Source organism: Rhizobium sp. P38BS-XIX (genome assembly GCF_012641435.1).
GTDB lineage: Bacteria > Pseudomonadota > Alphaproteobacteria > Rhizobiales > Rhizobiaceae > Rhizobium.
Window position 1 is genome coordinate 133352 of sequence record NZ_JABAIJ010000010.1, and the last position, 20946, is coordinate 154297.

At 58.3% G+C, this 20946-nt stretch carries 12 protein-coding genes; 5 read left to right on the top strand and 7 right to left on the bottom strand.

The features are described from left to right. Positions 1 to 24: 24 nt before the first annotated feature. From HGP17_RS26860 to HGP17_RS26875, 4 genes are all read right to left on the bottom strand, one after another. A complete protein-coding gene (locus tag HGP17_RS26860; RefSeq protein ID WP_168813687.1) occupies positions 25 to 2508 on the bottom strand; it encodes a condensation domain-containing protein in 2484 nt (827 codons plus the stop codon). Then, the gene (locus tag HGP17_RS26865) at positions 2505 to 10586 is read right to left on the bottom strand and encodes a non-ribosomal peptide synthetase/type I polyketide synthase (RefSeq protein WP_168813689.1); all 8082 of its coding nucleotides are present in this window, start codon (positions 10584 to 10586) and stop codon (positions 2505 to 2507) included. The genes HGP17_RS26860 and HGP17_RS26865 overlap by 4 nt, the downstream gene beginning before the upstream one ends. After that, positions 10583 to 12496: a non-ribosomal peptide synthetase gene (locus tag HGP17_RS26870; RefSeq protein ID WP_168813691.1), complete on the bottom strand. Its 1914-nt coding sequence runs from the start codon at positions 12494 to 12496 to the stop codon at positions 10583 to 10585. Before HGP17_RS26870 ends, HGP17_RS26865 begins: the two co-directional genes overlap by 4 nt. Positions 12497 to 12799: 303 nt before the next feature. Continuing rightward, complete coding sequence (locus tag HGP17_RS26875; RefSeq protein ID WP_246704232.1) at positions 12800 to 13624, bottom strand: glycoside hydrolase family 16 protein; 825 nt, start codon at positions 13622 to 13624, stop codon at positions 12800 to 12802. A 167-nt stretch (positions 13625 to 13791) separates the two neighbouring features. Here HGP17_RS26875 and HGP17_RS26880 point away from each other — a divergent pair, with 167 nt between their 5' ends. From HGP17_RS26880 to HGP17_RS26895, 4 genes are all read left to right on the top strand, one after another. Further along, on the top strand, positions 13792 to 15216 hold the full coding sequence (locus HGP17_RS26880; RefSeq protein ID WP_168813693.1) for an O-antigen ligase family protein: 1425 nt from the start codon (positions 13792 to 13794) through the stop codon (positions 15214 to 15216). Next, positions 15213 to 16433, top strand: coding sequence for a polysaccharide pyruvyl transferase family protein (locus tag HGP17_RS26885; RefSeq protein ID WP_168813695.1), 1221 nt, complete (start codon positions 15213 to 15215; stop codon positions 16431 to 16433). Before HGP17_RS26880 ends, HGP17_RS26885 begins: the two co-directional genes overlap by 4 nt. 253 nt (positions 16434 to 16686) lie before the next feature. Continuing rightward, entirely contained in the window at positions 16687 to 17358 is a 672-nt protein-coding gene (locus HGP17_RS26890; RefSeq protein WP_246704233.1) for a Crp/Fnr family transcriptional regulator, read from the top strand. Between the two features lie 464 nt (positions 17359 to 17822). Then, positions 17823 to 18383, top strand: coding sequence for a response regulator transcription factor (locus HGP17_RS26895; RefSeq protein WP_348648997.1), 561 nt, complete (start codon positions 17823 to 17825; stop codon positions 18381 to 18383). Positions 18384 to 18531: 148 nt separating this feature from the next. On the opposite strand, the gene HGP17_RS33475 is transcribed toward HGP17_RS26895, so the two are convergent. From HGP17_RS33475 to HGP17_RS26905, 3 genes are all read right to left on the bottom strand, one after another. Beyond that, positions 18532 to 18786, bottom strand: a complete 255-nt coding sequence (locus HGP17_RS33475; protein WP_205926146.1) for a hypothetical protein — start codon at positions 18784 to 18786, stop codon at positions 18532 to 18534. A gap of 123 nt (positions 18787 to 18909) precedes the next feature. After that, positions 18910 to 19281, bottom strand: a complete 372-nt coding sequence (locus HGP17_RS26900) for a cupin domain-containing protein (protein ID WP_168813699.1) — start codon at positions 19279 to 19281, stop codon at positions 18910 to 18912. Between the two features lie 5 nt (positions 19282 to 19286). Further along, positions 19287 to 19886, bottom strand: a complete 600-nt coding sequence (locus HGP17_RS26905) for a LysE family translocator (protein ID WP_168813701.1) — start codon at positions 19884 to 19886, stop codon at positions 19287 to 19289. An 89-nt stretch (positions 19887 to 19975) separates the two neighbouring features. On the opposite strand from HGP17_RS26905, the gene HGP17_RS26910 reads away from it, so the two are divergent. Next, positions 19976 to 20866, top strand: a complete 891-nt coding sequence (locus HGP17_RS26910) for a LysR family transcriptional regulator (protein WP_168813703.1) — start codon at positions 19976 to 19978, stop codon at positions 20864 to 20866. The last annotated feature ends 80 nt before the right edge of the window (positions 20867 to 20946 follow it).

Here is a 20946-nt window from a genome sequence, read left to right on the forward strand (position 1 = left end):
CCTTGCAGGCCATTCAATGGACAACTAGCCATCGGCGAGTTTATGCGAGAGGGTGGCCGCCAGGTCGCGGATACCGTTGCTGGTGAGCGAATCCTCGTGCCAGCCGTCGATATCGACCACCATGCAATCGTCCGCGACAGCATCACCCCACCCGAACCGCAGCTTGCGTGCCCGCGGATGCGTTGCGCTGCTCCGAAGCAGAACGATGGTGGGATCCCTGGTCTGCGGCGCCTTGTAGCGACGTGCCGCCCCGACCAGCAATTGCGTGACGCTCTCGTTGGTTTCTTCCTCGGCCGTGTATTGACCCGCCTTGACGCCGAACAGCTTCAGAAGCTTCAGGGAAACCTCGAATTCCTTCAGGTAGTCGATCAGACGGATGCGTCGTGCGAAGAGCTTTTTCGTAAAGTAGGCGAGCCGCTTGCGCCTCCGTTCCCTGTTCCAAAGCTTCTGTTCGCGCTTCGGCAGCGAGGCGAAATAGCCGGGCGCCCAGGCATCGATCATCGCCGTGATGCCGACGTCGATGCCCTTTTCGTGGAGCTGACGCTGGACCTCGAGAGCAAGGATGCCATTGACGCACAGGCCGACGATGGCGATGCGTCCGATCGACCTGTCGATCTGCATGGCGTCGATCGCTTGGCTGGCGATCTCCTCGATGCTCAAGCGGTCGAGCCCGCTTTTCATATCCGCGTGGAACATGTTGACGTTATGCACCGAGACGTTTTCAGGCAACTCGTTGGCAAGGCGATAATACAGGAATGGGTGGTTGAGCGTGTAGACCGCGCCGTTCCCGGTGCCGTGCTTGCACGTGACCAACTCCCATGGATTTATCGCTTTTTGCCCCGCGGGCGCCGCTTCGTCGGCGTCAAAGATGGCAGATGCAAAGCCCGCAAACGTCGGCTGCTTGAATAGAAGCTGGAGTGTCGGGGTGGCATCAAATTTTGAGCGGACTTCCGATAGGAGCCGGAGCGCGAGAAGCGAATGACCGCCGAGCGCGAAGAAATCATCATCCGGGCGTATTTGCGAAACCTGTAGGACATCTTTCCAGATTTCAGCAAGCGTTTCCATTCGCGTATCGCGCGGCGCTCTGCTTGCGACGACGCCATCCACCGCCGCAGCCTTGGGGAGAGATGCTTCGTGCCGTTGCGGCGCAACAAGCGAAGAAAGCGGCGCCTCAGGGCGATCGAGAGCAATTTCATAAGCATTCTTCCATAGCTGAAGGAGGCTTTCGATCGTGCGGGGATCAAACAGATCCGCGTTGTATTCGATCGACATCCGCCAGCCTGTCGGCCGGCCGATCATGATGAAGCTGAGATCGTAGATGACGCCCGGCGATTGCGACGGCGAGCTGATCAGTTCGAAGCCGCCATAACGGCGGTCCTCCAGAAATGCCTTTTGCAGATTGAAGTTGACCGAAATCAGCGGATTGCGAGCGGGGTCGCGCACCGGGTTGACCAGCTCCACCAGCTTGTTGAAGGGCATGCGCTGATGGTTCAGTGTCCCTTCGATCGCTTCGCCGACCGCGCGGATGTGTTCGGCAAAGCTCACGTCGGAACCGAAGTCGAAACGCAGAACCAGATTGTTGATGAACACGCCGATCATGTCTTCCAGATCGCTGTGTTCGCGCCCGGCGATCTGCGATCCGAAGAGCACGGTCGGAGCTGCCGTCAGTCGATGGAGGGCAGCGCTCAGAACCGCGGCGCCGAAGCTGTACTGCGACACGCGATGCGCGCGTGCGGCAGCATCCATGCGGTCAGTGAAGGCCGCCGGCTGCACAATGGACAGGATGTCACCCCGGCTTGTCTTGACCTGGCCGCGCGGACGGTCGGGCGTGACCTCGAAATACGGAGCGCCCACCAGCTTTTCGCGCCAGAAGGTCTTTTCCGTCTCGAAGCCGTAACTTTGCAGATATTCCTGCTGCCAAAGGGCATAGTCGCCATATTGCAAGGGCAACTCAGGCAGCGCCGGCATCCGCCCCGCATCGATCGCTGCGGCGATTTCGCCGACCTCTCGTCCAAGCACGCGGATCGACCAGCCGTCGAAGCAGCTTTGATGCGCCGTGATGAGCAGGTAGCCGCGCTCGTTCTCCGCCATCAGCAGCGTCACTCGAAATAGCCCGGGAATGCTGAGATCGAAGGGCGCCTGCGCCGTTTCTTCGCCGATCGACAGGATTCTTGCCTGGCGTTGTTCCGGCGCCATTCCGCGCAGATCGATCACCGACATCTTGAAATTGACGTCACTGACGGCCTGCTGGAACGGACGGCCGCCTTTTTCGATAAAGCGGGTGCGCAGTATTTCGTGGCGCTGGATCACCTTCCGAAAGGCGGCTTCCAGGGTGGAAACCTTAAAGGTGCCTCGAATTTCCCAGCGGACGGCGACATTCAGCGCCGGATTGCCGGGATTGAGCTGATCGAGAATCCAGCAGCGCAATTGCGTCTGGGTACAGGGAAATTCGCCGATGATCTGCGGCTCGACGAGAGGGCCGCTTGGACTGTTATCAACTGTACTCATAGAGATGCCCCCAGACCGCGGCGTGCGCCGTTACGAAAATCTCGAAGTGATGGAATGTGGAGTTGCAAGGGATCGGAAAGCTCCTCACCCTGGCTTTCCGCAAAGCCTGCCAGTGCGGCAACCGTTGGATGCTTCAGCAGATGCTTTGCCTCCAGCGGCAAGCCGCTATCGCGCATGCGGGCGGCAAGGCGGAATATGGCAAGCGAGTCCGCACCCAGCGCGTAGAGATTGTCGTCGACACCGATGTCGCTGAGATCAAGCACATCCCGCCAGATCGCCAGCAGCCGTTGTTCCATGTCGGTTTTCGGCTGGGCCTTGGCTGGCGCTGAGCCGCGCTGCGGCACGCCCCGCTGTTGCAGCGTCTTGCGGTCGAGCTTGCCGTTGCCGGTCTGCGGCAGTTCGCTTTCCGTCACCCAGAAACTCGGAACCATATGCGCCGGCAGATTGGCTTTGGCATGGGCCGCGATATCCGTCGTCGAGAGGTCGCCGCCGTTGACCGATGGCACGACATAGCAGACCAGCGAGCGATCGCCTTTGGCGTTTTCAGCGACCACGACGGCGCACTGGAAGACGCCTTGAGCTTTCGAGACGACGGCTTCGATATCGCCGAGTTCGATGCGGAAGCCACGCAGCTTGACCTGCTGGTCGCGTCGGCCAAGCAATTGCAGGGAACCGTCCGCCAGCCGCCGTCCGACGTCGCCGGTCTTGTAAAGCCGCATCGGTTTGCCGATCGCGAAGCAATGCGGCACGAACGCCTTTTCGGTCAGGTCGAGACGATCGAAATATCCCTCGGCAAGCCCATCGCCGCCGATGTGCAGTTCGCCGATGACGCCGATCGGTGCGACGTTCTCACCCTGATCCAGAATGAAGAGCTGGGTGTTGGCGATCGGATGCCCGATCGTGATCGGCTGATCGGCATCCGTGATGCGCTGAAGCGAGGACCAGATCGTCGTCTCCGTCGGGCCGTACATGTTCCAGAGTTCGCCGCCTATGCCAAGCAAAGAGCGTGCGAGTTCCTTGGGGAGTGGTTCGCCGCCGCTCAGCATTTTCAGCTTCGGGCGATCCTTGAGGCCGGCCTCAAGGAGCATCTGCCAGAGCGTCGGCGTTGCCTGCAGAACGGTGGCCTCCTCGTCGCAGACGAGTTTCACCAGAGCAAAACCATCCTGTACCTGGCTACGGCTGGCGATCACGACTTTCCCGCCCGATATCAGCGGCAGGTAGAGTTCCAGCCCGGCGATATCGAAGGAGATCGTGGTGACCGCAACCAGCGTATCGCTGGCGCTGAAACCCGGTTCCTTCACCATGGAGAGAAGGAAGTTCGTCAGGGCTCGGTGCGAGACTTCAACGCCTTTCGGCATGCCGGTCGAGCCGGAGGTGAAGATGATGTACGCGGATGCGGTTGTATCGACGGGCAAGGTCTTCAGGGGAGCGCCCGTCATCGAGGCGATGGCCTTGACATCCTGATCGAGCCGGATGACCGGGGTCTCTGCGGCGGCAAGCCGAGCCATGCTGTCGCTATCACAGATCATTCCGCCGATGCGGGCGATATCGAGCGTCTGCAGCAGGCGTGGCTCCGGATGAGCCGGATCCATCGGTACGTAGGTGTGCCCAGCCTTCATGACGGCGATAAGCGCGATCATCATGTTCAGCGAGCGCTCCACCAGGATGGCAATGCGCTGGCCGGGATCGGGAAGCGCCATCTGGAGATAGAGCGCGAGCTGGTTCGACCGCGTTTCCAGCTCGCCATAGGTGATCGTCTGGCCATCATGCTGGGCGGCGATGGCGGTTGGCTGCTCCGCGGCCTTCCTCGAGAAGAGCGAGAAGACGAACTCATCGTGATCGTATGGCGCAGCTGTCTGATTGAGATCATCGATCAGCCAGGATTTCTCCTTTGCCGAAAGCAGCGACAACTCGCCGATCTTGTGGTCCATGTCCTTGGCAAGGGCGGCGGCCAGCGTCGAGAAATGGCCGATCCAGCGCTCCACCGTCGTGCGCTCGAAGACATCGGCATTGTAGTCGACGTCGATGCGGATGTGGTCGTTCGCCTCGATCATGTTGAAGAACAGGTCGAAGTTGGAAAAGGCCTTTGCGTTCGGCTCTACGGTGGGCTTGAGGTCACCGAAGGACGATCCGCCAGCCATGCGCTCGAGATTGAACTGGATTTCCGTCAGCGGCAGCCGGCGTGGGTCGCGCTTGGTCTCCAGCTTCCGCACCAGCGTGCCATACGTATAGTCCTGGTGTTCGAACGCCTGGAAGACGAGCTGCTGCGTCGCCTTCAGATGCGCTGCGAAGGACTCGGTCAGCGATATGGTCTGACGCAGCGGCAGCAGGTTGACGCAGTGGCCGACGAGGATCTGGCCATCCAGTAGGCTCTGGCCGGCTGAAGGAATGGCGATGACGATATCGTCCTGGCCGGACAGACGGGATACCATCACCTGCAAGGTCGCGAGCAGTGTCGAGAACAGCGTCGCTCCCGATTTCGCCCCTCGTTTCTTTAGGGACTTATAGGTTTCGCCGTCGATGAACCCGGTGCAGCTGCCGCCGGCAAAACTGCGGTACTCAGGACGCGGGCGATCGAGCGGCAGATCGGGCAGATCCGGAACCGTCTTGAACTGGTCGAGCCAGAACTGCTCGGTTGCAGCAGACTTTTCCGGTCTCGGAGACAGATCCGTGGAATAGGTGGCGAAGGAGAGGGCGGGCTCGAACTCCGGAGCCTTGCCTGCCTTGTAAGCCTGGTAGGCGGTCGCCAACTCTTCGATCAACGTGTTGATCGACCAGCCGTCGCAGACGATGTGATGTGCGGTGAAGACCAGCACATGCTTTTCGGGAGCCAGCTTCACGATGCTTGCACGAACAAGCGGACCGTTGATCAGATCGAAAGGTGTGCGGGCTTCATCGTCGATGAGGTCAGCGAGCCCTTCAAGATCGAAGCCGTCAAGCACCGGGAGGTCGACCGTGAAGTCCGGTATGAACTGGAACTGTTCGCCGCTGCGATCGAAGCGAATATGAAATGCGTCGTGGCGGGCGATGACCGCATCGAACGCTTCGCGGATCGCCGGCTCATCGAGCTTTCCTTCCAGCGTCAGCGAAAAGGATTCGTTGAATGAGCAGGAGGCTTCGTCGCCCGCCTGGGCTGCGAGCCATATTTCCGTCTGCGCTTCCGTCAGTGGCGCGGACTGCGGCCTGGCGGCGGCTGCCGGCGCTTGCTTTGTCGGCAAAGAAGGCTCCTCCTTCGAGGAGAAGATCCCGGCCGCCTGCATGGCATCGAGGCTATCGCGGAAGGCTTTGGCTATGGAGCGGAAATCGTCTTCGATATGGGCCGTCGTCAGGAAGCATGGGTAACCGTCCTGAATATGGACACCGTTCAGTCGCATCTGCGCGTAAAACAATGCACCGAGCGGATCCTGGCTGGAGAAATCCGTGGCAAACCAGCTCTTGTAGCCATGAACGACATCAGCGATGCCGCGTCTGGCAAGATCGGCCCTGATTTCCGCCACCAATGCTTCGGTGCGTTCGGCGACGCGATTGTACAAGGCGGAACCTTCGCCCTTGATGTGATGCAGCACGGCATTGCAGGCAGCGAGCGTTAGCGGGTGACGCACGAAGGTGCCGGCAAAGAAGGTCGGCGCCGTCATCGGAACGGAGCTGTCCCCATAGGCCCAATGACCTCCGTCGAGGGCATCCATGAAGCGCGGGTTGCCCACGAGGACGCCGATCGGCATGCCGCCGGCAACGACCTTGCCGTAGGTTGCCATGTCGCCCTTGATGCCCCAGATCGCCTGCATGCCGCCCGGATCGACGCGGAAACCGGTGACCACTTCGTCGAAGACAAGCGCGAATTCGGACTGGGTGGCGATGGCGCGCAATTCCTGAACGAATTCGCGCGGCTGCAATTCCGGATGGCGGCTCTGGATCGGTTCGATGATGACAGCCGCAATATCGCTCGCGTTCGTGCGAATGAAATCCATGCTTTCCGGCGCCCCGTAGCGCAACACTGTCATATTCGACACGGAGGCCATCGGAATGCCCGAGGCAACGGGCAGGGCGATCGGCTTGTCGGCCCGATTGCGGCCCTTGACCAGAACTTCGTCGAACTGGCCGTGATAGTCATTGGCAAAGACCACGACGCGGTCCCGGCCGGTCACGGCACGGGCAAGCCGCATCGCAGCCATGACGGCCTCGGAACCGGTGTTGCAGAAGGTCACGCGCTCATGGCCGGTCATTTCGGCAATCGTCTTGGCGACATCGCCGGCGAGCGGCGTCTGAGGGCCGATTGCAAATCCACGGTCGGCCTGCTCCTTGACGGCGTCGATCACGAATTCAGGCGCATGGCCGAACGCCGTCTGTCCGAAGCCGTTGACCAGATCCACGTACTGGTTGCCGTCGATATCCCAGATATACGCGCCCTTGGAATGATCGCAGACGATCGGGAACACCATTTCCTTCCAATCCGCCCGGAAGCCGGATGCGGAGCGGGGATCTGCCAGGTGTCCGCGATGCTCCTGCGTGAACGATTTCGAGTTTGCGTTCTTGGTTTCATAGGCCTTGGTGAGGTTGGCGATGAAATCCAGTTTGGCGGTGGAGATTTCCGAGGTCACGCTCTTGGCGTTCGGGCGGTAGAGCTTGATGCGCTCGGTGCCGAAATCGGTTTCTGTAGAAGCGGCAGCGGCAGGAGGGGGCGCAGGTTGGCTCACTGCCGCAACCGGCAGAGCCGGCACAGTCGGGGCTGCGATCATCGCGCTTGGCGCTGCGGCAACCGGAGAGCCGCCTTGCATGGTCTGCAGCATCAGCAGCTGCTGGGAAAACAGTGTTTGCGCCATCTGGATCTGCGATTGCAATACCGTCGCGAGATCGGACGCGCCGGCCGGCATCGATGCGACCTGGGGAGCCGGCACCATGACTGGCATTGGTGCCGAGAGTGCTGCGACCGGCATCGACGCGGCAGCGGCGGGAGCTACAGGCGTTGGCTCGGCCACTTTCACCGCATCCGGCGGCATTTGCCGGTCGAGATAGGCAGCCAGATCGACAACGGACGGAATGTCGCTCAGCAATTCGCGGAAGGAGATCTTGACCTTGAAGTCCTTCTCGATGCGCTGCGCGAACTGGCCGACGAACAGGGAGTCGAAACCAAGCTCCAGGAATGTCGCTGCCCGCTCATCCGGCCCGAGCGTTTCGCCCGACATGTCGCTGAGCAGGGTGAGAAGGGCCGTTTCCAATTGCGGTACACGGCTGGCGGAAATGGGTGCGGCAACATTCATTGCTCGATTCTCCCCGTTGAGGTTGACATCAGAGACGAGAGGTTCGGCTTGCGGCCGATTGTCTGTTTCGGCTTCGACACGCCTGTTCGAGGCGCGGCGTGCGGATGGTGGAGCATCGATCCAGTGGCGCTGCCGCTGGAACGGATAGGTCGGCAACGGCAGCCGCAGATGTGCTGCTGCAGGAAGCGTCGGCCAATTGAGCCTGCAGCCCGCCATCCAGAGCTTGCCATGGGCCTCTGCAAGCGTTGCCACCGCAGCCGTTGCCCGATCATGTTCGGGCAGGGTTTGCACGACGGCGGCAAGGTTGTCGCGTGCGACAGTCTGGGCGGCAAAGACCGATAGTGTCCGCCCCGGCCCGACCTCGAGAAGGATCGGTTTGCGGTCGCGGCAGAGCGTTGCCAGCCCATCGGCAAAGCGGACAGCGTCGCGGCAATGCATGGCCCAATAATCGGGTGATGTGGCGAGTTCGCCGGTCTGCCAGTCGCCCGTCACACCGGAAATGAAGGGGATGGTGGCCGTGCCGTAGGTCACCTTCTCGGTTTCCTGGCGCAATGCCATAGCCGCATCGTTCATCATGGCGGAGTGGAAGGCATGCGATGTGTGCAGCCGACTGAAAGCGATCTCGGCTTCCGAAAGCTTTGTACAAACCTTTTCGATATCGCCGAAGGGCCCGGAGATGACGCAGAGTTTCGGGGCGTTGATCGCCGCGATCTCGACTTCGCCCTGCAAATAGGAGGCAGTCGTTTCTGCATCGGCGCGCACGGATACCATCGCACCCTGCGGCTGGTGCTGCATCAGCCGGCCACGATTGGCGACCAGCCGCAAACCGTCTTCGAACGAGATGACGTTGGCAAGCGTTGCGGCAACGAATTCGCCGACGCTATGCCCGATCATGGCATAGGGTTTTACGCCGCGGCTGAGCCAAAGCCGGGCCAGCGCATATTCGACAAGATAAAGGCACGGTTGCGCAATCCGGGTCTCGCGCTGCTCGTCGATGATGGCCTGCGTCGCCTGGCCGGTGTGGCAGATGTAGTCACGCAGATCGAGCCCCAACGTCATTTTCAAGAGCTCTGAGCCTCGGTCGATCCAGCGGGCGAACTCCGGCTCCGAGCGGTAGAGCCCGGCGCCCATGCCGACATATTGCGCGCCCTGTCCGGGGAACATGAAGGCGACCGATGGCTGATCGGTGGCGACGAGCGGCTGGTAGCTTTCCGTCGTCAGCTTGAGGATCGCCTCCTCGACGCTTTCGGCGGCAAAGGCCAGCCGGTGGCTGAACTCCCGCCGTCCCGTCTGTAGGGTATGGGCGAGCTGCGCAACCGAAAGCTCCGGATTGCTGGCGAGATGATTGCTCAGATTGGCGCGCATTTGGGCAAGGGCCGGCTTGTTGCGCGCCGAAAGAGGCAAGATGTAATGCCCCTCTACGTCTTTAAATGTAGGCGGCGAGTAGGGCGCCTCCTCCAAAACGACGTGAACGTTTGTTCCGCCTACGCCGAAAGCGCTGACACCTGCTCTCCGTGGTCCTTCGTTTGGCCAGTCGATCGTTGTCTTCGGGATATAGAAGGGGCTTCCGTCGAGCTTGATGCGCGGATTGGGCTGTTGATAATTGGGCATCGGCGGGATCTTGCCGCTGCGTAGGGCGAGTGCCGCCTTGATAAGCCCTGTTACGCCCGCTGCTGCGTCCGTATGGCCGATTGTTCCCTTGATCGAGCCGAGCGCGCAGCTGGCCGACGCCGGCGCTTCCTGTGCGAAGGCACGTGTCAGCCCGTTGAATTCGATGGGGTCTCCAAGCGGTGTCGCCGTGCCGTGGCACTCGATATAGCCGATACTGGAGGGGTCGACGGCCGCGTTGGCAAGAGCCGTCGCAATCGCTTCGGCCTGCCCTTCCACGCTCGGTGCCGTGAAGCCGACCTTGTCGCTGCCGTCATTGTTGATGCCGTAGCCGCGGATGACAGCATAGATGTTGTCTCCATCCGCAAGTGCATCTTCGTATCGCTTTAGAAGAACGACGCCGGCGCCGCTGGCGAAAACCGTTCCGGCAGCAGTGGCATCGAACGGCCGGCAGGTACCGTCGGGCGAGGCCATGCCGCCTTCCTGATAGATGTAACCTCTTTTTTGCGGGATGGTGACCGAGATGCCGCCGGCAAGAGCCATGTCGCAGCTGTAGGTCAGCAAGTTCTGGCAGGCCTGCGAAATCGCAAGCAGCGAGCTGGAGCACGCGGATTGCAATGTGAAAGCCGGACCGCGCAGGTTGAACTTGTAGGCGACGCGGGTGGCCAGCGTGTCATTCAATGCACCGACCAATTCATGGAAGCAGCCGATCTGGTAATTCGACGTAAATTCTTCCGCCTTGGCGCGATCATGCAGAACATTGTTGATCAGGTAGGTCGGCATGGAAGAGCCGGCAAAGACGCCGATAAGGCCCGGATGGCGCTGCGGATCGTAGCCGCCGTCCTCGAGCGCTTCCCAACATATCTCCATGAAGATGCGGTGCTGGGGGTCGGTGACGGCAGCCTCACGCGGAAACATCCCGAAAAACTCGGCGTCGAACATGTCGGCGCCTTCGAGATGAGGTCTTGCCGCGACATAGTTCGGCTGCGCCCGCTCCTCGTCGGTGAATGCGTCTTCGATTTCATCCGGCGAGAAGAGCGAAAAGGCGGTCTTCCCTTCCAGCACTAGGTGCCACAATTCCTGCACCGACGAGGCGCCCGGAAACCGGCCGGACATGCCGACAATGGCAATGTGCCCGGAGATCTGCCCGCTCAAGTCTTCATCGCCGTCGAAATCACGCTGATCGCCAATTTCCTGGTGATTCCGTTTCATACAGAGCTCCTGCGGATATGAGAGATTGCCTTCTTCTGCATCGCCGCCCGCTGGGCGGCGGCGGCGATGCGCGTTGGGCCTGGTGTGCGGCCGTCGAGATAAAGTGCCAGTTCCCGAATTGTCGGGTGACGCAGCAACGCGACCACGTCGATCGACCTGCCGAGCGCTTCTTCGAGGCCGGCGTGAATTTCCATCAGCTGCAACGATGTGCCTCCGAGATCGAAAAAGTTTCTGTCGAGGTCGACACTCGGCAGGCCGAGAGCATCCTGCCAAAGGGTCATCAGCAGCTCTTCGGTACGACTGCGCGTATCCGTGGGTCGCGTCTGGGCTTCGATCGGCGGCGGAAGCAGTTTGGAGCGGTCGACCTTGCCGGCTGTCGTCAGCGGCAGGCGGTCGACGACGACAGCGGCGCTTGGGATCATGTAAGCTGGAAGTGCTGCGCGCAGCGTTGCCATGACGACCTGAGCAAGGTCTGACGGAGCGCCCGTATAGCTTTCCTTCGGGCACAGATAGGCAACGATGCGTTTGAGGTTTTCGCCTTGTATGTGGCAAAGGACGATGCCGTCGGCAAGGCGCGGATCGCGACGAAGAGCGGCCTCGATCTCATCAAGCTCTATGCGCTTGCCGTTGACCTTGACCTGTCGGTCGCGGCGTCCCTTAAAGGTCACGGTGCCGTCCGGCTTGAGGCTTGCAACGTCGCCTGTGAGGTAGAAGCGCGTTTTGCCGTCCTTGGTTTCGATCGTAACGAACTTCTCTTCCGTCAGCTCCGGGCGCTTGAAATAGCCGATCGCCAGACCGTCGCCCGATATGGCAAGTTGTCCTTCGATTCCCGGGGGAACGATGTGCAGCTCCTCGTTCAGAATGGCGATGCCGGTATGGGCGATCACCTTGCCGATCGGCAGCTCGGCTCCCGAAAAACTTGGCAGGACCTGAAAGGCCGTTGCAAACACGGTCGTTTCGGTCGGGCCGTAGGCATTGGTCACCTTGCAGTCGGCATGAAGGTCCAGGAAGCGCCGTGCGTGAACGGCCGAACCGACATCGCCGCCAAAGAGGATGTGCCGAAGCCTCGGAAGGGATGCGCGGGCGTGATCGGCAAAGAGATTGAAGAGCCCCGTCGTCAGAAAGGCGATGGTGACCTCGGTTTCCTGCATGAAGTCGGACAGGCGCGAAATCGAAAAATCCGCATCCGGCATGATGGCCAATGTGCTGCCATTGAGAAGCGCGCCCCAGATCTCCAGCGTCGATGCATCGAAGGATATGGTGGCCGCATGCAGCACGACGTCGTCAGCACGGAACTCGACATAATTCTGGTCAAGGACCACGCGTGAAATGCTGCGATGGCAGATCATCGTGCCTTTAGGCCGTCCCGTGGAGCCCGACGTGTACATGATATAGGCGAGGTCGCCGCCTGATATCTCCGGTGCAGGCGCTACCGTTCGCGGGCGACCGGACATTTCCGTGATGATTGCATTTGCCTCGATGACCTTGGCATTCATGCTCGGCACGCTGCCAAGCTTGTCGCCATAATCGGCATCGACGAAAATCACCTTCGGCGCGGTCTCACCGATGACGAAATCAAGGTGTTCGATCGGGAAGGCGGGGTCCAAGGGAAGATAGGCGCCGCCGGCCTTGAGGATGGCCAGCGTGCAGATGACGGCGTTGACGCTGCGGGGCAGGAAAAGCCCGACGATGTCGGCCTTGTGGACGCCGATTCTGATCAGATGAGACGCGAGCGCATCGGATATGCGATCGAGATCGTGGTAATCGATCCTCGTGTCGCCCGAAACAAGGGCTACGGCCTTTGGCGTTCGCTTAGCCTGAATACGTACCATTTCGTGAAGGCATAGGTTGCGGTCGTAATGCAGGCCTGCCATGCCACTTGTTTCTGCCTGAGCCTCGCGGTCAATCATCGTCGCCCTCCGGTGTGTCCTAAGACAGACGACGGCATGGGATGCACGCTTCGTCGTCCATCGCAGAATTTCACGCTGCCGCAAAAGCACTAGTTGATCATTGGGATAATTTGGTTCACCACCGAAAGTCGTAAGTCCTAAGAGGCCGTAGCCTTTTGTCGGAGCCACCCGATACGACCGGAAAAATTCGGCCAAAAGCATTACGCAGGCGCGCCATGACGCTCTCTCGTTAGAGGCGGTCGGGCGTACTCTCATCAATGGGATGGATGCAGTTCAATTGTGGAAAAGTCGATTAAAGGGCGGCTATTTGAACTGATAGGCCCTGACGTAATCGACGAACAGGAAGGATGGATCCGTGGCGGCCATCTTCGTCACGCCATCGACGATGCCGAGATCGACGAGCATGTACATAGGCTGGCGATGTTCCGGTAAAACCTTGGTTTTCCAGACGAGTTTTCCATCGAAATACATGCGTATGAAATCGGAGTCGATCTTGACGCCGTAGCTATGCATGTCGGAGGGATTGGCCGTGTCGAATACCTTGATCCGGGCATAATCGGAATCGTGCCGCCCATCCCGATGCCAGACATGCACCGTGGAGGAGTAAGCACCCGGCTTGTCCCCATAATATTCGATGACGTCGATTTCCGCCGTTGCCTTCGAACGGTCCTTGCCGATCAGCCAAAAGGCCGGCCAGACGCCAGGTCCATCGGGCAGCCGCGCCCGCATTTCAAAGTAACCATATTGCTGCGAAAAGCCGTTGCCCTTGGAATCGACCGATGCGATCAGACCAGAGCGCCATGCCCCCTCGCTATCACGCGCGGCGGTAATGCGCAGCATGCCATCTTCAACGGCAAAGGGAAAGTCGTCCTTCGGATCGGAGAAGCGCGCGCCGCCGAAATCGCCATTCCACGGCGTATGCGCAATCCAGCGTGTGCCTGGTCCCCAGGCCGAAACGCTTAGATCGTCAAAGGGATCTTCGAAGGTCAAAGTCATGTTGCTCAAGTCGAGAGCATCGCCGGTATCGCCCGCATGAGATACCTTTATGTCGGTGAACGCTAACATTGCGATTGCAATCGTCGCGCGCAGAAATGCGCGTCGGTTGTTGTTGCTGTCTCTGATCATCATTGACGGGATCTTATCCATGCAAGTGAGCATGAACGTCCCAGTTCATACGGTACAGCAGCTATTTCGGCCAGTTGATCAACCAAAGGGCTTAGACAACGGTGGAGATACACCCCCATGGCCGCATGCTAGCGTGCAGCAACTATAAGACGGGATATCTGGGTCGACACATGAATCTCATGGGGCTTCTAACATTGATTGTCGGTGTCGTTGCGCTGGCTGTACCTGTTCGATGGTCGTTCTTCATCATGATTCTGTCTACCGTCTTCGGAGCCGCCGCCGCATTCAGCGTTCCAGGCCTCGGCGGCGCCTCGGTACTCGTTCCAAGCCTGTTTTTGATCTTCTTCGCCGTCAGGTTGTTTTCGGCCTATGGAGAGGGGCCATTTCTCGCAGCGCTTTCTCCCTGGGGGCCGGGATTCTTCCTTTTGCTGCTCACGGCATTTGCCCTCTTTTCGGCTATCTTCTTTCCGAGATTGTTTCAGGGAATGGCGCAAACCATGACAGTTGAGCGATCGATCGGCGCGAGAAGCCTGATTGCGCTGGTGCCGCTTCGCTTTTCCTCGAACAATATTACTCAGTCCGTGTATGCGGCTGGTGGCCTTATCTGCTTTATCTCGACATTTGCCTTCTTTCGCAGAAGCTCCGCGCCAGCCCTGTTCATCCAGGGCGTCATCATTGTTGCAAGCGTCAATCTGGCTTTTGCTCTCGCCGATATCATCACCTATTTCACGCACACGGATTTTCTGCTCAGCTTCGTCAGAACAGCAAACTACGCATTGCTGACGAACGCCGAAAAGGGCGGATTGAAACGGATTTCCGGCACCTTTCCGGAAGCGTCAGCCTTTGCCGATTTCACGCTCGTGCTGTTTGCCATCGTCGCCAGCCTATGGCTGAGCGGAGTGCGCTCGCGCACAACCGGCATCATCGCCGGATTGCTGTTAATCGCGCTTGTCTTATCGACGTCGGCGACCGCTCTTGTCGGCCTTGCGATCATATTGCCGATCCTGTGCCTTCAGTCGTTTCTCGCTTCCAGGCGCGAGCCGGGGGCGGGGCGGCCCGTACTCATCGTCTCCATTCTGGCGAGCATGCCGCTAGCGATCCTTTTCGTTCTCATCGCCATGCCGGATCTCGCGCATAATCTCCACGATTTCCTGGATGAGATGCTGTTCTCGAAAGCCGACAGTCAATCGGGTCGTGAACGCTTCATGTGGAATTCCATGGCGTATGAAGCGTTCCTGGATACGAATGGCTTTGGCGCCGGTCTTGGAAGTGCGCGCGCCTCGAGCTTCGTTCTCGTCCTGCTATCCAACATCGGTGTCTTCGGCACATTTTTGTTCATGCTGTTTGTATTCCGATTGCTCGTGGCAGAGATGCGACTGGCCGAGCTGGCGTCGCGAGAGAGCTTTGCCATCGTTCGTGCCGCCAAGGCCGGAATCATCACGGTGCTGATATCGGCAATTACCTCAGGCACGGTCTACGACCTCGGATTGATGTTCTACATCCTTGCCGGCAGCATCTCGGCGTTCTGCGTGGGAACGCGTGGCGCGCGCGTCGAATATAGCCCAGAGCTCCGTCCTATTGGATCAGTGCGATGAAAGTTCTCGTCTTTAACGTGAAGTATAGCGAAAATCTCGGAGATGGATTGCTGGCCGAATGCGTGGAAGCCGCCTTGGCGAGCCGCGGCGGCGAGATCGAGGTCGAGACCATCGATCTCGCCGGACGCAGGGCTTTCGCTGCCGGTCACGGTGCGCGCAGACGCCTGGCACTCGGCTTTCTCAGTCAACTGCCTTCCCATGCTCGCCGCCGTTTCGTTCGAGCAGCGCTTGAGAATAGATTGAGCAGGCTGCAGACAGAATGGGATGCCAAAATTGCTGCGGCGGATGCCGTGGTGATTGGCGGCGGTAATTTGTTTCAGGACGACGACCTCAATTTTCCGCTGAAGATCGCAACGGTGCTCGACTGCGTGCTTAGGCACGATCGTCCCCTTGCCATTTACGCGGTCGGCGTCAGCAAGCATTGGTCGAAAGAGGCTTACGATCTTTTCGCGCGTCTGAAGCGCGCTCGTCTCGCTCACCTCTCTGTCCGTGACGTCTTCGCTCAGGATGCCTGGCGGGATCATTTCCCGGAGGGGCCGGATCCCAAGCTCGTCCGTGATCCAGGCTTGCTGGTCCAAGCTCTGCCAACCAATGTAAAACCTCTGGCCTTGCCCAAGCGCCAGATGACCGTCGGTATATGCGTGACGGATCCGGTTATTCTGCAAAGACATGCCGACGCCAGGACCGCTTCCATTCCGTTCTCGGCGGTTTCCGCCTACCGGGATTTGATTGGCGTGCTGCTCGACGATGACCATCGCGTCACCCTTTTCTGCAATGGAGCGTGCGAAGATCAGGCTTTTGCGCAGCGCATTATCAGTTCCGTTTCAAAGCATCGAGCAGTCAAGCACGGCGCCATGGATATTTCGCGCCGACCTCTCTTGCCTGATGATCTGGTGCGGACAATCCAGTCGATGGACGTTGTTCTCGCGCACAGACTGCATGCGTGCATCGCTGCCTATGCGCTTGGCGTTCCGCATGTCGGCTTGGGCTGGGACAAGAAAGTCGAGGGTTTCTTCAACTCGGTGGGGCGCGAAAACTATTTCGTGAAGGACGCTTTGCTGCCGCCGGATCAGATCGCATCGATGCTGAAAGCAGCTCAGAACGAAGGGATCGATGCTCTTCGTCATGAGGCCATCATTGCGGAGGCCCGCGCCGGAATTTCCAACATGCGTCGGCATCTCGTCGACTACGCTCGACCCGTCATGTTGCAAGTATAATTCGTGCGCTAATCCGAACGAAGTACGCATAGTATATAATTTTCATATGCTCCCAAGATATTCTTTCTATCATGAAAATACGAAGCTGATTTTGATGCGGCTGTGATGTAAATTCGATGAAATATTTATATCGATTTACATTAAAGACAGAGCGTATTTTTTATGGTATTGAATACTTATAACTCGCGAAAATTATATTTTCGGACAGCGAATCGAGCTCTCGAAATATGCTTTTTGTCTGAGGGGATGATGAATGGCAACGCAGATTTCGATGGAGCATGTCCGGAGTCTCGGTGGCGTAACGCGAACCTTTCCTGCGGGCAGCGTCATATGCGACTATGACAATGAGACGCCGCGTCTCCTCTTCGTTCTGGAGGGGTGGGCGGCTTGCAGCAAGATGATGCCCAACGGCACGCGTTTCGTGACCGAATTCGTCCTTCGCGGCGACATGATTTCGACCTCGCTGACGGCGCTTGCGCGTGAGACCGTACCGGCCATCACCGACGTCACCGTCTTGAGTTTTCCGGATTTCATCTTCCTTCCGAAAATGGAAGCGCCGACTTTTTTCTACCGCATCGTCATTGCCGAGCTGGTGCGTCATCAGGCGCGCATGTCGGAGCGTCTGGCCAATATTGGCCGCCGAGATGCCCTGGAGAGAACTGGTCATTTGCTGCTTGAGCTCGGCGCCCGCATCGGCACATCGCGTGACTACGCCAAATGCGAGTATTTCGATTGCCCCTTAACCCAGGCAGATATTGGTGATGCCGTCGGCCTTTCGACAGTGCATATCAACCGCGTTCTCAGAGATATGCGCGAAGCCGGGCTTCTTTCTTTTCGCAATGGAATCGTTGCTTTTCTCGATCGTCCTCGTCTTGCAGACCTGGTTGACTTCGACGAGACGTGTTTCGACACAACTTTTGTTTGAGTAATACTTTGTCTCTATTTCGGATAGAGCTGGGTTGAATCAATTTAATCATTATTTCAACCAACTATTAACATATGTTAATGCACACAAAAGCAAAATAAGCAATTACTACGGTAAGATAAACCTAATTGAGGGGAATGATATGGAAGCAGGCCAGCAGATTTGTATGGAATGCGGATTACACTCCCCCGATGGGGCGAATACTAAAATAATTGCAAGAAATATAACGGCCTTTTTTAAAGTAGGGGGTATCGGCCATGAATGGACAGTCGCTCACAAGTGAAAAATTCGCATCGAATGGAGGGGCACGCATTATTTCAGTTCGGGCATCCGACACCCTCAGGCCTTTTATAGCATCCGGCACGCCCAATGTTGCCGAATGGGATGATTACGTACTTCTGATAGATTCCCGCGCACTCGACCGCGAATGCCTGTCGAAAATGCTCACCGAGTGTGATGGCAACATGCATATCGTCACCGTTGCGTCGCTCGAAGAATGGCAGATGCAGAACATGCAGACATTGCCTTCGGCAATTCTGTTCATGATCGGCGGCCGGAAGGTGTCCGACTCCGATGTCAGCACCAAGATTTGCGCTCTGGTGGAAAGATTCCAGACAAGCCCAGTCATCGTCGGGGCAGATGGTGACGAGTTGGCGCAGCTGCTGCATGCGCTCGAATGCGGCGCTCGCGGCTATATACCAACCAGTGTCGGCATTAAGGTTGCAGCGGAGGCGGTTTCGCTTGCTCGTGCCGGCGGTGTGTTCGTACCTGCAAGCAGTCTTTTGGCCGCAAAGGAAGCAATAGCGCCTGTTGCCAGCCGCAATTGCTGCCTCGACAGCATGTTTACCCCGCGTGAAGTGGTCGTGGCGGAAGCCCTTCGGCGCGGTAAGGCAAACAAGATTATCGCATATGAAATGGATCTGTGCGAAAGCACGGTGAAGGTTCATATTCGTAACATCATGAAGAAGCTGAATGCAACGAACCGAACGGAAGTTGCGTACAAGATCAGAGAACTCGTACGCTGATATTGACGCAACTACCTCATCATCGTTGCATATATTTCTGTAACGTCTGTATCGTTTAAGGCGAAGCTATAAACCGGGCAGGCTATATTCGCTTCATGTCAAATACATTCGTTCCTAAATCGATTGAACTGCGGTAAGTAGTATCAGTTTAATTGCGCCGGTAAATAGGCATGGTCGAAATATTAACAGATATTCTCGATCGACCCAATCCCGGCGCATGAACTAAGTTAAGGGGCAGACTTTGCCGAATATGGAGGATTTTCGGAAGGCAATTGTCGATGCGATAAAAGAGGCAAGCAGCAGCGGCAAATACTATATCGACATCAATTCCGGCGAACTTCATCGGATCCTGGGCGGTCATCCGCAAAAAAGGACGCTCGATGCCAAGTTGCTGCAAAGCCATGTACGAAGAACATGCCCGAGGCAATGCCGATATTCTCGTGCATCCTCCTAAGGGCAAGGGCGCTTCGTTGATGATACGATATCATCTGGCTAGACAAGCTGTGCTCGGGAGTTGGCGGACTCCTCAGCGTGCAGCGTTTAGTTGTTGCTCCAAACTGCGCGTCCTTGGAGTGAGCGCATTGCCGGTATGCTTGGTCGACGCCGGCTCGATGAGCAGGATCCAGCACTCTTCCTCGGCGATGGGATTGTGCATCGTTCCCTTTGCGATGGTGGCAAAGTCACCCTCGGCAAGATGCAGGGTCCGGTCTTGCAATTCTATTTTCAGTTCCCCTTTGACGATATAGAAAAGCTCGTCTTCCTCGTCGTGGGCGTGCCAGACCAGCTGGCCTTTCAGCTTCGCGACTTTCAACAATTGTCCATTGACCTCACCAATGACCTTGGGGAACCAGAAGTCTTCAAGCGTGGCGCATTCTGCTGCGATATTCTTTGTAAGCATGATTTTTACTCGAACCAGAGGGTGATGATTGACAGTATAAGGATCGCTGCGAGGCCTATATTGAAGAGCCGCCATTGCGCGTTGCTCTTCAGCTTTCGAGCAAGCGTTTGGCCGGCAAGGCACCATGCGGACAGGGAGACCAGCGCCATGGATGCAAACAGGAACGCAAGGATACTCGCAAGATCGACCGGGTTGTGTGCTATGGCGACATAGGCGGCAGAGGCGCTGGTCGTAATGGCCCAGCCCTTCGGATTGTGCCAGACAAGCCATATTCCGCCGATGAGGCTCTGAGGGCTCGACGTATTTCCACCCGAAGACGGCGCTCGTTGCCGGATCAGCCGAACGGCCAGCCATAGCAGATAGGCTGTGCCCGCGGCGCGCATGGCAACCTGCAAGCCAGGAAAGGCAAGAAGCGTCTGCGACAGACCCAGCGCCGCCACGCCGGCCATCGTGCCGAGCCCGACGGCAATTCCGATGATCAGTGGCAGCGAACGCCGGTAGCCGAACCTTGCGCCGGAGGCGGTTGCCAATGTCGTGGCGCCGCCTGGCGAAATCGTTGCGATCAAGGTGAAGGCGAGCAGCGACGCGATGTCGGCGAAAGCCATGGTTTCTCTCCTAAGAGGGCTTTCTTCTAAGGCTGCAAGCATGCATATTGAAAGCTAATAAAACTAATTGCTAGTCATTAGGATCTCTAATGCGCCATTTCGATCTGGCCCTGTTACGGACCTTTACTGCTGTCGCGGAGCGTGGAAGCATGACATCGGCGGCGTTGCTGCTGAACCTCACGCAGGGTGCCGTCAGCCAGCAGATGGCCCGCCTTGAAGACATGGTGGGCGACCAGGTTTTTCATCGCTCCAGTCGCGGGCTTGTTCTGTCGCGTACAGGTGAGAAGCTGCTTTTTCGCGCGCGCAAGCTGCTTGCCATGAATGACGATCTTATCGAGGATCTCGCAGCCAGCGATCTCAGCGGCACGGTTCGGCTCGGCGTCTGTTTCGATCTGATGTCGGCGGGCGTTGCCAGCATCATTCGCGCCTATGCGCTGCTGCGGCCCAATGTCGATATCGCTTTGGTCTGCGCATCCTCCGCCTCGCTCGAGCGCCAGGTTGCCGCCAGGGAAGTCGATATCGCGGTTCTTCAGGAAATCCCCGAGGAGGCGCGTGGCGAGGTTCTTGGCGTCGACCGTCTCGTATGGGTTGGGGCGGCGGAAGGGGGGGCGTACGCAAAGCGCCCGTTGCCCTTGTCGCTGGTTTCCTCGGATTGCATTTTCAGGCAGCCGGTTCTGGCCGCACTTTCCGATCATGGAACTGAATGGCGATCCGTCTTCGAAAACGGCGGCTACGAGGCGACTGCCGCAACCGTGCGGGCCGATCTCGCCGTGTCCGCCTGGCTGACATCCGCGATCCCATTGGGATTGGAGCCCGTCGCCGATTGCAGCGACCTTCCAGGCCTGCCATCGTTTACGATATCGCTCTTTCGAGCGGACGGTGCGCTGACGCCCGCAGCCCGCGATCTTGCCGATAAGATCCGAACGAGCTTCGGCGTTCGGGCGCAACCCATCGATGGCCGCCTGGCAAAGGCGATGTAGCCCCTCAACGACCTTATCGATCAATGTGATTGAGGCGCCGGAGCAATTGAAAGATGAGCGTCGCCTTCGATGACGGTGCT

Coding starts and splice junctions, on each gene's coding strand:
- HGP17_RS26860 (WP_168813687.1), bottom strand. CDS start 2,508: ATGAGTACAGTTGATAACAGTCCAAGCGGCCCTCTCGTCGAGCCGCAG.
- HGP17_RS26865 (WP_168813689.1), bottom strand. CDS start 10,586: ATGAAACGGAATCACCAGGAAATTGGCGATCAGCGTGATTTCGACGGC.
- HGP17_RS26870 (WP_168813691.1), bottom strand. CDS start 12,496: ATGATTGACCGCGAGGCTCAGGCAGAAACAAGTGGCATGGCAGGCCTG.
- HGP17_RS26875 (WP_246704232.1), bottom strand. CDS start 13,624: ATGATGATCAGAGACAGCAACAACAACCGACGCGCATTTCTGCGCGCG.
- HGP17_RS26880 (WP_168813693.1), top strand. CDS start 13,792: ATGAATCTCATGGGGCTTCTAACATTGATTGTCGGTGTCGTTGCGCTG.
- HGP17_RS26885 (WP_168813695.1), top strand. CDS start 15,213: ATGAAAGTTCTCGTCTTTAACGTGAAGTATAGCGAAAATCTCGGAGAT.
- HGP17_RS26890 (WP_246704233.1), top strand. CDS start 16,687: ATGGCAACGCAGATTTCGATGGAGCATGTCCGGAGTCTCGGTGGCGTA.
- HGP17_RS26895 (WP_348648997.1), top strand. CDS start 17,823: ATGCATATCGTCACCGTTGCGTCGCTCGAAGAATGGCAGATGCAGAAC.
- HGP17_RS33475 (WP_205926146.1), bottom strand. CDS start 18,786: ATGGCTTTGCAGCAACTTGGCATCGAGCGTCCTTTTTTGCGGATGACC.
- HGP17_RS26900 (WP_168813699.1), bottom strand. CDS start 19,281: ATGCTTACAAAGAATATCGCAGCAGAATGCGCCACGCTTGAAGACTTC.
- HGP17_RS26905 (WP_168813701.1), bottom strand. CDS start 19,886: ATGGCTTTCGCCGACATCGCGTCGCTGCTCGCCTTCACCTTGATCGCA.
- HGP17_RS26910 (WP_168813703.1), top strand. CDS start 19,976: ATGCGCCATTTCGATCTGGCCCTGTTACGGACCTTTACTGCTGTCGCG.